This window comes from Cedecea davisae (genome assembly GCF_044095835.1).
Lineage (GTDB): Bacteria > Pseudomonadota > Gammaproteobacteria > Enterobacterales > Enterobacteriaceae > Cedecea > Cedecea davisae.
Window position 1 is genome coordinate 4,007,897 of sequence record NZ_CP172054.1, and the last position, 14,632, is coordinate 4,022,528.

The 14,632-nt window shown below is 54.5% G+C and carries 11 protein-coding genes; 5 read left to right on the forward strand and 6 right to left on the reverse strand.

What is annotated here, in order from left to right; genetic code table 11:
• Positions 1 to 29: 29 nt before the first annotated feature.
• The 4 genes from lpdA to pdhR form a co-directional block, all read right to left on the reverse strand.
• Positions 30 to 1,454, reverse strand: a complete 1,425-nt coding sequence (gene lpdA / locus ACG1VR_RS19155) for a dihydrolipoyl dehydrogenase (protein ID WP_039897917.1) — start codon at positions 1,452 to 1,454, stop codon at positions 30 to 32.
• Between the two features lie 175 nt (positions 1,455 to 1,629).
• Complete coding sequence (gene aceF / locus ACG1VR_RS19160; RefSeq protein WP_395489567.1) at positions 1,630 to 3,486, reverse strand: pyruvate dehydrogenase complex dihydrolipoyllysine-residue acetyltransferase; 1,857 nt, start codon at positions 3,484 to 3,486, stop codon at positions 1,630 to 1,632.
• Between the two features lie 14 nt (positions 3,487 to 3,500).
• Entirely contained in the window at positions 3,501 to 6,164 is a 2,664-nt protein-coding gene (aceE, locus tag ACG1VR_RS19165; RefSeq protein WP_172568342.1) for a pyruvate dehydrogenase (acetyl-transferring), homodimeric type, read from the reverse strand.
• A 119-nt stretch (positions 6,165 to 6,283) separates the two neighbouring features.
• Entirely contained in the window at positions 6,284 to 7,048 is a 765-nt protein-coding gene (pdhR, locus tag ACG1VR_RS19170) for a pyruvate dehydrogenase complex transcriptional repressor PdhR (RefSeq protein WP_016534918.1), read from the reverse strand.
• Positions 7,049 to 7,586: 538 nt separating this feature from the next.
• On the opposite strand from pdhR, the gene aroP reads away from it, so the two are divergent.
• On the forward strand, positions 7,587 to 8,957 hold the full coding sequence (aroP, locus tag ACG1VR_RS19175) for an aromatic amino acid transporter AroP (RefSeq protein ID WP_395489568.1): 1,371 nt from the start codon (positions 7,587 to 7,589) through the stop codon (positions 8,955 to 8,957).
• 52 nt (positions 8,958 to 9,009) lie between these two features.
• Here the strand turns inward: aroP and ampE are convergent, their stop codons facing one another.
• On the reverse strand, positions 9,010 to 9,864 hold the full coding sequence (gene ampE, locus ACG1VR_RS19180) for a beta-lactamase regulator AmpE (RefSeq protein WP_016534915.1): 855 nt from the start codon (positions 9,862 to 9,864) through the stop codon (positions 9,010 to 9,012).
• On the reverse strand, positions 9,861 to 10,424 hold the full coding sequence (ampD, locus tag ACG1VR_RS19185; protein ID WP_395489569.1) for a 1,6-anhydro-N-acetylmuramyl-L-alanine amidase AmpD: 564 nt from the start codon (positions 10,422 to 10,424) through the stop codon (positions 9,861 to 9,863). Before ampD ends, ampE begins: the two co-directional genes overlap by 4 nt.
• An 83-nt stretch (positions 10,425 to 10,507) precedes the next feature.
• Between ampD and nadC the strand changes: the two genes are divergently transcribed.
• From nadC to hofC, 4 genes are all read left to right on the forward strand, one after another.
• Complete coding sequence (gene nadC, locus ACG1VR_RS19190) at positions 10,508 to 11,398, forward strand: carboxylating nicotinate-nucleotide diphosphorylase (RefSeq protein ID WP_016534913.1); 891 nt, start codon at positions 10,508 to 10,510, stop codon at positions 11,396 to 11,398.
• A 183-nt stretch (positions 11,399 to 11,581) separates the two neighbouring features.
• Positions 11,582 to 12,037 carry a prepilin peptidase-dependent pilin gene (ppdD, locus tag ACG1VR_RS19195; RefSeq protein ID WP_395489570.1) on the forward strand — a complete coding sequence of 152 codons (456 nt, stop codon included), beginning with the start codon at positions 11,582 to 11,584 and terminating at the stop codon, positions 12,035 to 12,037.
• Complete coding sequence (gene gspE / locus ACG1VR_RS19200) at positions 12,034 to 13,413, forward strand: type II secretion system protein GspE (protein WP_395489571.1); 1,380 nt, start codon at positions 12,034 to 12,036, stop codon at positions 13,411 to 13,413. The genes ppdD and gspE overlap by 4 nt, the downstream gene beginning before the upstream one ends.
• Positions 13,406 to 14,611 (forward strand): protein transport protein HofC, encoded by a 1,206-nt coding sequence (gene hofC, locus ACG1VR_RS19205; RefSeq protein WP_395489573.1) that lies wholly within the window; start codon positions 13,406 to 13,408, stop codon positions 14,609 to 14,611. Before gspE ends, hofC begins: the two co-directional genes overlap by 8 nt.
• Positions 14,612 to 14,632: the final 21 nt, after the last annotated feature.

Consider the following 14,632-nt stretch of genomic DNA (forward strand, 5'->3'; position numbering starts at 1 on the left):
CGGAGGGCCGCTTTATCAAACTCGGAAAGTTACTTTTTCTTCGCTTTCGGGTTTGGCAGGTCGGTGATGCTACCTTCGAACACTTCAGCAGCCAGGCCAACGGACTCGTGCAGAGTCGGGTGAGCGTGGATGGTCAGCGCGATGTCTTCTGCATCACAGCCCATTTCGATAGCCAGGCCGATTTCACCCAGCAGCTCGCCGCCGTTGGTGCCAACAATCGCACCACCGATAACGCGGTGAGTTTCTTTGTCGAAGATAAGCTTGGTCACGCCGTCCGCACAGTCGGAAGCGATAGCACGGCCAGAAGCAGCCCACGGGAAGGTGGCGGTTTCATAGCTGATGCCTTTCTCTTTCGCTTCTTTCTCGGTCAGGCCAACCCATGCAACTTCCGGCTCGGTATAAGCGATGGATGGGATAACTTTCGGGTCGAAGTAGTGCTTCATTCCGGCGATAACTTCAGCGGCAACGTGGCCTTCATGAACACCTTTGTGCGCAAGCATCGGCTGACCGACGATATCGCCGATAGCAAAGATGTGCGGCACGTTGGTGCGCAGCTGCTTGTCAACGTGGATGAAGCCACGGTCATCAACTTCCACGCCAGCTTTGCCAGCATCGAGGTTTTTACCGTTCGGCACGCGGCCGATAGCCACCAGCACGGCGTCGTAACGCTGTGGTTCAGCAGGTGCTTTTTTGCCTTCCATGGAAACGTAGATACCGTCTTCTTTTGCTTCAACGGCGGTCACTTTGGTTTCCAGCATCAGGTTGAATTTCTTGCTGATGCGTTTGGTGAAGACTTTAACGATGTCTTTGTCAGCAGCCGGGATAACCTGGTCGAACATTTCAACCACGTCAATATCTGAACCCAGCGCATGGTATACGGTGCCCATTTCCAGACCGATGATACCGCCACCCATAACCAGCAGGCGTTTCGGTACGGTTTTCAGCTCCAGCGCATCGGTGGAGTCCCACACGCGCGGGTCTTCATGAGGAATGAACGGCAGCTCGATCGGACGGGAACCCGCCGCGATGATAGCGTTGTCGAAGTTGATCACGGTTTTGCCGTTCTCGCCTTCAACTTCCAGGGTGTTAGCCCCGGTGAATTTACCCAGACCGTTTACCACTTTGACCTTACGGCCTTTTGCCATACCGGCCAGACCGCCAGTCAGCTGAGTGATAACTTTCTCTTTCCAGGTACGAATTTTGTCGATATCGGTTTTCGGTTCGCCGAAAACGATGCCGTGCTCGGCCAGTGCTTTTGCTTCTTCGATAACTTTAGCAACGTGCAGCAGCGCTTTAGAAGGGATACAGCCGACGTTCAGACAAACACCGCCGAGGGTGCTGTAACGCTCTACGATGACGGTTTCCAGACCTAAATCCGCCGCGCGGAATGCTGCGGAGTAACCTGCCGGGCCTGCCCCAAGTACTACGACCTGAGTTTTGATTTCTGTGCTCATCATGACCTCTTAATTTATACCCGTCGTCCACCGGGTCGTTCTATCCGCCCGCAGTTTACAAAATTGTTAACAATTTTGAAACAACAAACGGCTCACGAATTGTCGCTTTCGCCAATAACCTCACAAACCACATGAGATTATCAGAAAAAAGCCGGCCGATTGGCCGGCTTTTCAATTACATCACCAGGCGGCGAATATCGGACAGCATATTGTTGATGATGGTGATAAAGCGAGCACCATCAGCGCCGTCGATTACGCGGTGGTCGAAGGAAAGAGACATTGGCATCATCAGACGCGGCGTGAACTCTTTACCGTTCCAGACCGGCTCGATTGCCGACTTGGACACACCGAGGATAGCCACTTCAGGCGCGTTAACGATTGGCGCGAAGTGAGTCGTCCCGATACCGCCCAGGCTGGAGATGGTGAAGCAGCCGCCCTGCATTTCGCCAGCGGTCAGCTTGCCATCGCGAGCTTTTTTGGAGATAGCCATCAGTTCGCGGGACAGTTCGGTGATGCTCTTCTTGTTCACATCTTTGAATACCGGAACGACCAGGCCGTTCGGAGTATCAACCGCAACACCCACGTTAATGTATTTCTTCAGCGTCAGCTTCTGGCCATCTTCGGACAGGGAGCTGTTGAAGCGTGGCATCTGCTCCAGCGCGGCAGCAACGGCTTTCATGATGAACACCACAGGGGTGAACTTCACGTCCAGCTTACGCTTAGCGGCTTCGTCATTCTGCTGCTTACGGAACGCTTCCAGATCGGTGATATCGGTTTTGTCGAAGTGGGTAACATGCGGGATCATCACCCAGTTACGGCTCAGGTTAGCACCAGAGATTTTCTGGATACGGCCCATTTCCACTTCTTCGATTTCGCCGAACTTGCTGAAGTCTACTTTCGGCCATGGCAGCATGCCCGGCAGACCGCCGCCGGTAGCAGCCGGAGCCGCTTCAGCGCGCTTAACAGCGTCTTTCACGTAGGTCTGAACGTCTTCGCGCAGGATGCGACCTTTACGGCCGGTGCCTTTCACTTTCGCCAGGTTTACGCCGAACTCGCGAGCCAGACGGCGGATCAGCGGAGTAGCGTGAACGTAAGCGTCGTTTTCAGCGAATTCAGATTTGCCTTCCGCTTTAGCAGCAGGTGCAGCAGCTTTGGCAGCCGGTGCAGCAGCCGGAGCCGCGGCAGGCGCAGCGCCTTCCACTTCGAATACCATGATCAGGGAGCCGGTAGACACTTTGTCGCCGGTGCTGATTTTGATTTCTTTAACGGTACCGGCGAATGGCGCAGGGACTTCCATAGAAGCTTTGTCGCCTTCTACGGTGATCAGTGACTGTTCAGCGGCAACTTTATCGCCCACTTTCACCATCACTTCGGTGACTTCAACTTCGTCACCGCCGATGTCCGGTACGTTTACTTCTTTAGAGCCGGAAGCAGCTGGCGCGGCGGCGGCAGGAGCAGCAGCCTGTGCCGGAGCCGCAGCAGGTGCAGCACCCGCCACTTCGAACACCATGATCAGGGAGCCGGTGGACACTTTGTCGCCGGTGCTGATTTTGATCTCTTTAACCACGCCCGCGAACGGAGCAGGGACTTCCATAGAGGCTTTGTCGCCTTCTACGGTCAGCAGAGACTGCTCAGCGGCAACGGTGTCGCCAACTTTAACCATGATCTCGGTAACTTCTACTTCGTCACCGCCGATGTCCGGCACGTTAACTTCTTTTGCAGCCGCGGCAGCAGGTGCTGCAGCCGGAGCGGCTTCTTTCTTCTCTTCTGCCTTAGCAGGTGCAGCGGCTGCTGCACCTTCGGCGGAATCGAAAATCATGATCAGTTTACCGGTCTCGGTTTTGTCGCCGACGGAGACTTTAATCTCTTTTACGACGCCAGCCTGAGGAGACGGAACTTCCATAGAGGCTTTGTCGCCTTCTACGGTGATCAGCGACTGTTCAGCTTCAACTTTGTCGCCAACTTTGACCAGAATCTCGGTGATTTCTACTTCATCAGCGCCGATGTCTGGTACTTTGATTTCGATAGCCATTGTCTCTTTACCTCTTACGCCAGACGCGGGTTAACTTTATCTGCATCGATGTTGAATTTAGTGATGGCTTCCGCAACCACTTTCTTATCGATTTCGCCACGTTTAGCCAGTTCGCCCAGGGCCGCTACAACCACATAAGAAGCATCAACTTCGAAGTGGTGACGCAGATTTTCGCGGCTGTCAGAACGACCGAAGCCGTCGGTACCCAGTACGCGATAATCATCAGCTGGTACGTAAGTACGGACCTGCTCGGCGAACAGTTTCATATAGTCAGTAGAAGCTACCGCTGGAGCGTCGTTCATCACCTGAGCGATGTACGGAACGCGCGGAGTTTCCATTGGGTGCAGCATGTTCCAGCGCTCACAATCCTGGCCATCACGAGCCAGTTCAGTGAAGGAAGTTACGCTGTACACGTCAGAGCCCACGCCGTAGTCGTTAGCCAGAATCTGTGCTGCTTCACGTACGTGACGCAGGATAGAACCGGAGCCCAGCAGCTGAACTTTACCTTTGCTACCCGCAACGGTTTCGAGTTTGTAGATACCTTTACGGATACCTTCCTCGGCACCTGCTGGCATAGCCGGCATGTGGTAGTTTTCGTTCAGGGTGGTGATGTAGTAGTAAATGTTCTCTTGTGCTTCACCGTACATACGAGTCAGACCGTCGTGCATGATGACAGCCACTTCGTACGCGTAAGAAGGATCGTAAGAGATACAGTTAGGAATAGTCAGAGACTGAATGTGGCTGTGACCATCTTCGTGCTGCAGACCTTCACCGTTCAGCGTTGTACGACCGGAAGTACCACCGACCAGGAAGCCGCGAGCCTGTTGGTCGCCAGCCTGCCAGCACAGGTCACCGATACGCTGGAAACCGAACATGGAGTAGTAGATGTAGAACGGGATCATCGGCAGGTTGTTGGTGCTGTATGAAGTCGCAGCAGCCAGCCAGGACGCGCCAGCACCCAGTTCGTTGATACCTTCCTGCAGGATCTGACCTTTCTCGTCTTCTTTATAGTAAGCAACCTGCTCACGGTCCTGCGGGGTGTACTGCTGGCCGTTCGGGCTGTAAATACCGATCTGACGGAACAGACCTTCCATACCAAAGGTACGAGCTTCATCGGCGATGATTGGAACCAGACGGTCTTTGATAGACGGGTTCTTCAGCATCACGTTCAGGGCACGAACGAAAGCGATGGTGGTGGAGATTTCTTTGTTCTGCTCTTCCAGCAGCTGAGAGAAGTCTTCCAGCGCAGGCAGTGCCAGTTTCTCGGAGAAGTTTGGCTGACGAGCTGGGAGGTAGCCTTTCAGCGCCTGACGGCGTTCGTGCAGGTACTTGTGCTCTTCAGAACCTTCAGGGAAGGTGATGTAAGACAGGTTTTCTACCTGCTCATCGGTCACAGGAACGTTGAAACGGTCGCGGATATAACGCACGCCGTCCATGTTCATTTTCTTCACCTGGTGAGCGATGTTTTTACCTTCTGCGGTATCGCCCATGCCGTAACCTTTGATGGTGTGGGCCAGGATAACGGTCGCTTTACCTTTGGTGTCCTGCGCTTTTTTCAGTGCAGCGTAAACTTTCTTCGGATCGTGACCACCACGGTTCAGCGCCCAGATCTGCTCATCAGTCCAGTCTGCAACCAGTGCGGCGGTTTCAGGATATTTACCGAAGAAGTGCTCACGCACGTAGGCGCCGTCTTTGGATTTGAAGGTCTGGTAGTCGCCGTCAACGGTTTCGTTCATCAGTTGGATAAGCTTACCGCTGGTGTCTTTACGCAGCAGCTCATCCCAACGACCGCCCCACATCACTTTGATAACGTTCCAGCCAGCACCGCTGAAGATGCCTTCCAGTTCGTTGATGATCTTACCGTTACCGGTGACCGGACCATCCAGACGCTGCAGGTTACAGTTGATGATGAAGCACAGGTTGTCCAGTTTCTCACGGGTCGCGATAGTGATCGCACCTTTAGATTCTGGCTCATCCATCTCGCCGTCGCCCAGGAAGGCGTAAACGGTTTGCTCGGAGGTGTCTTTCAGGCCGCGGTGTTCCAGATATTTCAGGAATTTAGCCTGGTAGATAGCGCCGATTGGGCCCAGACCCATAGAAACGGTCGGGAACTGCCAGAATTCTGGCATCAGTTTCGGGTGCGGGTAAGAAGACAGACCTTTACCATGCACTTCCTGACGGAAGTTGTTCATCTGCTCTTCGGTCAGACGCCCTTCCAGGAATGCACGCGCATAGATGCCCGGAGAGATGTGGCCCTGGAAGTACACCAGATCGCCGCCGTCTTTCTCGTTAGCTGCACGGAAGAAGTGGTTAAAGCACACTTCATAAACAGTTGCGGAAGACTGGAAGGAAGCCATGTGGCCGCCCAGCTCCAGGTCTTTCTTGGATGCGCGCAGAACGGTCATAATGGCGTTCCAGCGGATAGCAGAACGAATGCGGCGCTCCAGGTCCAGATTGCCCGGGTATTCCGGCTCATCTTCAACGGCAATGGTGTTTACATAGTTGCGAGCACCTGCGGAAGCAGCTACTTTCACGCCGCCTTTGCCGGCTTCGGCCAGTAACTGATCAATCAGATACTGAGCGCGCTCAACACCTTCTTCACGGATAACCGATTCGATCGCCTGTAACCAGTCGCGAGTTTCAATCGGATCCACGTCATTTGGGAAACGTTCTGACATGGGGGTATTCCTTATCTGTCTAATACGTTGATTATCTGGAACCTGTCCCATTGTGCTCTTGGTAAAAAACACAATAAGACAGGTTCTGCGTTTAGTTGCCGCGCTCTAAAGTTGGGCGCTTAATCCTTACGTTGCTGAAGAAGACGGAGAGAGCGTTCGCGACGACTCTGCTCACGGCTGCGGTCCAGCAATATTTCCTCAATAAACGCCAGGTGACGATGCGACGCTTCTCGCGCCTGCTCCGGCTGGCGAGCCATAATCGCCGCAAAAATGCTGGCGCGATGGCTGCTCACTTGCGCCAACATCTCGCGGCGCGCGTAGAGCAATTCAAAATTCTGGCGAACGTTTTGTTCGAGCATCGGCTCCATGCAGCGCAGTAAATGCAGAAGCACCACATTATGGGCCGCTTCGGTTACCGCAATTTGATACTGCATGACGGCATCGGCTTCGGCGTCTAAATCGCCCGACTCCTGAGCCTGCTGAATCGCTATATGGCAGTCGCCAATGCGTTTAAGATCTTCATCTGTCCCGCGTAGCGCCGCATAGTACGCAGCAATTCCTTCAAGGGCATGACGGGTTTCGAGCAGATCAAACTGGGATTCGGGATGGTCCGAGAGAAGCTCGACCAGCGGGTCGCTCAGGCTCTGCCAGAGGCTGTTCTGGACAAAAGTGCCACCGCCCTGACGACGGAGCAGCAAACCCTTCGCTTCGAGACGCTGAATGGCCTCGCGTAGTGAAGGACGGGAAACATCAAATTGTTTCGCCAGTTCGCGTTCAGGTGGAAGTTTTTCGCCGGGGCGCAGGGTCCCCTCAAGGATGAGAAACTCCAGCTGTTGCTCAATCACATCGGATAATTTTGGTTGGCGGATTTTGTTGTAGGCCATCGTTCCCTATCCCTGCCATTAACCCGGAGTCAATTGGTAAGACCAATTTCACGTTCGTGAGGCTAAAAGTAACAAAGTATTCACCTTCTGTCCATATTGGTTTTGATTGAAATCATGAAAGCAGGCACATTTTAACAACACTAAAGGAATGGCTTTTCAAACCTGTAACCTGGCGCACAAGCTCCGTTTACTCCCTAAGTGGCAATGTTAACGTTTATGAAACGATATATTTTTCAATCGCAACCGAAAACATCGCCTAAAAAATGACATATTCATGCAGTAAAACTGCCTGGACAAAGGCTGCACAATCCCACTTTTTCCTTCCCCCTTTTTTACAAATGGTTTCTTTTTATTCAACTCGTCAGAGCAGTGGCAGAAAGCAGGTGCAAACGCGAGCGCTTACCACTATTCTTTGCGATGCGGTAGCCCTATCCGCAAATTCAATATTTAACAACCGTAAAAAAAAGACTACACCTTACGGAACAACACAATTACAAATGCGCCAGTGTAGCGCAGACATTAACCACAATGAGGTTACATGATGGAAGGTCAACAGCAAGGCGACACGCTGAAACGCGGCCTTAAAAACCGCCATATTCAGCTGATTGCGCTGGGTGGAGCTATCGGGACGGGCCTGTTTCTGGGCAGCGCATCCGTCATCCAGTCCGCGGGTCCGGCAATTATTCTCGGCTACGCCATCGCCGGGTTTATCGCTTTTTTAATTATGCGCCAGCTGGGAGAAATGGTCGTTGAGGAGCCGGTTGCCGGGTCATTCAGCCATTTTGCCTATAAATACTGGGGCGGCTTCGCGGGCTTTGCTTCGGGCTGGAACTACTGGGTGCTGTACGTCCTGGTTGCCATGGCAGAGCTTACGGCGGTCGGGAAGTATATTCAGTTCTGGTGGCCGGAGATCCCAACCTGGGCAACGGCGGCGGCCTTCTTCGTGATTATCAACGCCATCAACCTGACCAACGTGAAAGTGTTCGGCGAGATGGAGTTCTGGTTTGCCATTATTAAAGTCGTGGCCGTTATCGCCATGATTATATTCGGCGGCTGGCTGCTGTTCAGCGGCAACGGCGGCCCGCAGGCTTCAGTCAGCAACCTCTGGGATCAGGGTGGCTTTATGCCGCACGGCATCACGGGGCTGGTGATGATGATGGCGATTATCATGTTCTCCTTCGGCGGGCTTGAGCTGGTCGGCATTACCGCCGCCGAAGCCGACAACCCGGAAGTGAGCATTCCAAAAGCCACTAACCAGGTTATCTACCGCATCCTTATCTTCTACGTGGGCTCGCTCGCGATCCTGCTCTCCCTGCTGCCGTGGACGCGCGTCACCGCCGACACCAGCCCGTTTGTGCTGATCTTCCACGAGCTGGGTGATACCTTCGTGGCCAACGCGCTTAACGTGGTGGTGCTGACAGCAGCGCTGTCGGTTTACAACAGCTGCGTATACTGCAACAGCCGTATGCTGTTCGGCCTGGCACAGCAGGGCAACGCCCCGAAGATGCTGAAAAATGTCGATAAGCGCGGCGTGCCGGTAAACACCATTCTGGTCTCTGCGGGCTTTACCGCTCTCTGCGTGCTGATTAACTATCTGGCACCGGAATCGGCCTTTGGCCTGCTGATGGCGCTGGTAGTGTCCGCCCTGGTGATCAACTGGGCGATGATCAGCCTGGCGCACATCAAGTTCCGCCGCGCGAAGCAATTGCAGGGCGTGAAAACCCGCTTCCCGGCGCTGTTCTACCCGCTGGGTAACTGGGTCTGCCTGCTGTTTATGGTCGCGGTGCTGGTCATCATGCTGATGACGCCGGGCATGGCCATTTCGGTTTATCTGATCCCGGTATGGATTGTGATTCTGGGCGTGGGCTACTTCCTTAAGCAGAAGAACCTGAAAACCGTTAAAGCCTGATAACTAAAACGCCCCGTATATTGCGGGGCGTTTTGCTTTAAATCGATTGAGACTAAACCAGCGTGCCGTAAATAGTCAGCAAAGCCACCACAGCAACAATCACCAGAGAAACCTTCTTCGCCATTGAAACCGCAGCCTTCGGCGTTTTCATCTTGTCCTGATGCGGTTCCCGCGCCAGAGAATACTGCGCCAGCTGCGTCAACACCTGATACTGGGACGTATGCCTGTCGGCAAGCGAGGCAAACCAGGCCGGAAGCGCTTTTTCTCCATGTCCCAGCAACGCATAGGCCACGCCGACCAGGCGAACCGGGATCCAGTCAAGAACGTGCAGAACGGCATCAATACCCGACAGCAAACGCTCGTGCGGCGTATGGTGGCGAGCAAGCCAGGTCTGCCAGGCGCGCAGGAATGCATAACCCGCCAGCGTAACCGGCCCCCACACTCCTCCAACCACAAACCAGAACAAGGGCGCTAAATAGAAGCGGAAGTTAATCCACAGCAGCGCATTTTGCAGCTCGCGCAGATACTCTCTCTCGCTGCATTCAGGCGGCACACCATGGATCAGCGTTAACTCGCTTGCCATCTCATCGCGGGCGTGTTCGTCGTCCCGGCTGGCGGCTTTGAGGTAAGCATGGTAATGCAGCCGCACCTGCCCTGCGCCGATGCAGAGCACGCCCAACGCAATCCAGAAGACCAGAAGGGGAAGATTAAACAGCAGCCCGTGTAGCGCACGCTCTATCAGGAAGACCAGCCCCATAAACAGCGCTGTCATCAGCAGCGTTCGCAGCAGGGAGAAATGCTTAACCCGGCCAAACAAGACTTCGAGACGATGGTCCAACTGCCAGTGCTCGCCTATCTTGAACAGCCGCTCGCTCATCAGCACCAGCAACAGGGTAAACAGAGTCATGCGCTCTCCTTGTCCGTAGTCTCTTTAATCGCCCCTAAAAAACGCGGCCACTCAAACGCCGGGCCGGGATCGGTCTTACGCCCCGGGGCAATATCGCTGTGGCCCGTCATATGTTTCTCTATATCAGGATAGCGCTGAATCAGTAACTTAGCTAAAGCCGTTAGTTGCTGATACTGCGCATCGGTATAGGGCAGCGTATCGGTGCCTTCCAGCTCAATACCAATGGAGAAGTCGTTGCACTTTTCACGCCCCTGATAGCTGGAAACACCCGCATGCCAGGCTCGCTTATCAAAAGGGACGTATTGAACAATTTCACCATCACGGAGAATAAGACAGTGCGCGGACACGCGCAGATGGGAGATGCCGGCAAAATAAGGGTGCGCCTGCGGGTCAAGCGTGCCGGCGAACAGGGCATCAATCCAGGGGCCACCAAATTCACCCGGCGGCAAACTGATATTGTGCACCACCAGCAACGAGGGGTTTTCCTCCTCCGGTCGGCCGTCAAAATGCGGGGATGGCAGATGTTTTACCCCCACCAGCCAGCCGTCTTTAAGCTGCATTCGAGCTTCTCCTTAGAGTGGTACTTGAAGTCGCTTCAGAGTAGCATGAATCCATATTAACTTATTCATTCCGGAGTTTTATCATGCCGCCCCGCCGTTATAACCCAGACCGCCGACGTGACGAGCTACTCGAACGAATTACCCTTGATATCCCCCTCGCCGTTTCTCAGGCGCTGCGTGAGGATCTTGGCGGCGAAGTTGATCCTGACAACGATATTACCGCTCAGCTGCTGCCGCCGGAAAACATGGCTCACGCGGTAGTCATTACCCGTGAGAACGGCGTTTTTTGCGGTAAGCGCTGGGTCGAGGAAGTCTTTATTCAACTGGGCGGCGACGTCAACGTCACGTGGCATGTTGAAGACGGCACCGAAGTCACCGTCAACCAGCCGCTGTTTGAGCTTAACGGTCCCGCACGCGTACTGCTGACCGGGGAGAGAACGGCGCTTAATTTTGTGCAGACGCTGTCCGGTGTTGCCAGCGAAGTTCGCAGCTATGTTGATCTTCTCGCAGGCACCAAAACCCAGCTTCTGGATACCCGCAAGACGCTGCCGGGCCTGCGCACCGCTCTGAAATACGCCGTACTTTGCGGCGGCGGCGGTAATCATCGTCTCGGCCTTTCTGACGCTTTTCTGATTAAAGAGAACCACATTATTGCTTCCGGCTCCGTACGCCAGGCGGTAGAGAAAGCGTTCTGGCTGCATCCGGACGTGCCGGTTGAAGTAGAAGTTGAATCGCTGGATGAGCTGGAGCAGGCGCTGAAAGCAGGAGCCGACATCATCATGCTCGACAACTTCACCGTCGAGCAAATGCGCCAGGCCGTGGCGTTGACCCGGGGCAAAGCCCGCCTTGAGGTTTCAGGCAATGTGACCAAAGAAACGTTGCGCACCTTTGCCGAAACCGGCGTGGATTACATCTCCGTAGGTGCTCTGACCAAACACGTTCGCGCCCTCGACCTTTCGATGCGCTTCCGCTAATCACAAAACGCGGAGGGAATTTGCTCCGTCCGCGTTTTTTTGCGTGCCAGGTTCCATTCAATTTGTCGATGCGCGCAACGCCTTTAATTAGCGCTGAAACCACCTCCCGAAACCGAATGTCCTTCCTCGTAATAACCTTGCTCTCCCCGCACAGTGCCGCTTTCTGACAAACAGGAGCGACAGATGAAAAGACAACAAGGATTCACCTTAATCGAACTGATGGTGGTAATCGGCATCATCGCAATTCTTAGCGCCATCGGCATTCCCGCCTACCAAAACTATCTCCGCAAAGCGGCGCTAACCGACATGCTGCAAACCTTCGTGCCTTACCGCACAGCCATAGAGCTATGCGCCATCGAGCAAGGCGGCATCACCGGCTGTAATGCCAACAGCAGCGGAATTCCTGAGGTCAAAACGACCCGCTACGTCAGCACAATGAGCATAATCAGCGGCATTGTGACCTTAACGGGTAAGGAATCACTTAGCGGGCTGACGGCAACCTTTACGCCGCAGTGGCTTGACGATAGCGGGGTAACAGGCTGGACGCGAAGCTGCAATACGGCAAATAACACCGCCCTGAAACAGGCCTGTGAAGAGATATTCCGTTTTCCCGACGGCAAAGCAGGAGCTAAAGCATGAAAACCCAACAACAGCTCCTATCGCTCTGTCAGCATTACAACCTTATCCTGATAGAGGAAACGGAAGACACGCTGCGCATTGCGGCCCGGGATAAACCGGATGAGCAAATGTACCAGGCGCTGCGCTTTCTCTGTAACAAGCATATCGATGTCGAGCTCTGGCCCGTGGAGCGCCTTGAGAAATGGCAAACTGGCCAGACTCTCCGGCAGCCAGAGCAAGAGGGGGATGGCTCCATCGTTGCGCTGCTGGACAGTACGCTGGCGGCGGCCGTTCAACAGCGAGCTTCCGATATCCATTTTGAGCCGTGCGAAGAAGTCTATCGGATTCGGCTGCGCATAGACGGCGTGCTGCAATGCCAGCCGCTGCTTCCTCCTTCGGTTGCCGCCCCGATGACCGCGAGGTTGAAAGTTCTGGCTAACCTGGATATTGCGGAGAGGCGCTTACCGCAGGACGGGCAGATGGACTATCACGTCGGGGAAGTGAAGGCCTCATTTCGGGTCTCCACTCTTCCATGCCGCTACGGCGAAAAAGTGGTGTTAAGGCTGCTTCAGCAGGGCAGGAATAACCTGGATATGAGCCTGCTGGGCATGCCGCCGGCAGAAACCGAACAGTTTCGCCAATCGCTTTCTGTACCTCAGGGCATGATTCTGGTTACCGGCCCCACGGGCAGTGGAAAAACAATCACTCTTTATAGCGCTCTGGATGTGCTCAACCAGCCGGGGATTAACGTGTGCAGCGTCGAAGATCCCGTAGAAATCCCTCAGGACGGCCTGAATCAAACTCAGGTAAACCCCAAAGCAGGGATCACCTTCCAGAATATCCTGCGTGCCCTGCTACGCCAGGATCCCGACGTGATTATGGTCGGTGAAATCAGGGACAGCGAAACGGCAGAGATAGCGATAAAAGCGGCCCAAACCGGGCACCTGGTACTCTCCACGCTTCATACCAATTCGACGGTGGAAACGCTGACCCGCCTTGAGCAAATGTCTATTCCGCGCTGGATGCTTGCCTCAGCGGTAAATCTCATCGTCGCACAGCGGCTGGTCAGGAAGCTCTGCCCGCACTGTAAAACCCTGGATGATACCCCGCTCGAACTCCCGGTCCATATCTGGCCCACTGCCCTGCCTCACTGGCGCGCTACTGGCTGCGAGCGGTGCTACAGAGGCTATTATGGGCGAACGGCGCTGTTTGAAATGCTGCCGCTCTCTCCCGCCCTGCGCTCGGCTATAACCGGCGGGGAACCGGCGGAAAATATTGAATCCCTGGCACGCAGGCAGGGAATGGCAACCCTGTTTGAAAGCGGCTGCCGCGCCGTAGAGCGGGGGCACACTACCCTGGAAGAGCTGTATCGGGTATTAGGCATGCCGCATGACTAAAATGCGGATCTGGCGCTGGAAGGCAATAGATAACCAGGGGCAATTGAAAACAGGTTCGACTCTGGCAGCAGAGAGGCTGGTGCTCGAGGAAGAGCTAGGTAAGCAGCAGCTACAGTTACTCTCGGCCAGAAGTTCGTCGATAAACGGCGGCTCTTGCTGGCATATCCAGCAAAAGATTGACGTGATCCGCCAGCTTGTTGCCCTGCTCCATGCAGGCATCGCTCTGACGGATGCCCTATTGTTAATCGCCCGCCAGCACCCGAAACCGCCCTGGTCAGCTTTGCTACAGCATATTGAGGGGCAAGTGTCTCAGGGGGTGCCTCTTTCCGGGGCACTTCAGCAATGGCCGCGCATTTTCCCTCCGCTGTTTATTGCACTGCTGCATACGGGAGAGCTAACCGGCAAGCTTGCAGAGTGCTGCCAGCAGCTGGCCGAGCAGCAGGAACAGCAATATCAACTGACCCGGAAAGTGGTTAAAGCCCTGCGCTATCCGCTTTTTATTCTGCTGGTCGCGCTATTCGTCACGGCCGGGATGATGGGCTTTGTTCTCCCCGAATTTGCCAATATCTATCGCTCATTCAATGCGCCACTGCCTGCCGTTACCCAGGCCGTTATGGGCATATCTGCATGGGTAACAGAGCAAGGGGGATGGTGGGCGCTGGCGGTGATTATTTTGTGTATTGGCTGGATGATGCTGCGCCGCACTCAACCCGCTTTACGGGAAAAAGAGCAACAACTCTTACTAAAAATACCGCTCATTGCCCCGCTGCGGCGGGGTCAGTTACTTAGCCAGATATTTACCGTATTAACTCTCTCCCAACACGCAGGCATCCCTCTATTACAGGGGCTTGAGGCGGTGGAAAAAACGCTGACTCAGCGACTATGGCAGCGGCAGATTTCCGGGGTGAGCAAAAAAATTGCTGAAGGCCAGCCGCTTTGGCAAGCGCTCGCTGGTTCCGGCTACTTTACGCCACTCTGCCAGCAGCTGGTTCGCATAGGGGAGGAGTCCGGTTCACTGGATCTGATGCTTGGGCGGTTAGCCCGCTGGCATTATGACAAAACCTACGAGCTGGCCGACGGTCTTGCAGCCATGCTTGAACCGCTAATGATGATTGTGATTGGGCTAATTATTGGCACGCTGGTGGTAGCGATGTATCTGCCTATATTTCAGCTGGGGGACGCAATGAGCGGGGGGTAATGGCGCAGCAGACGCTACGCC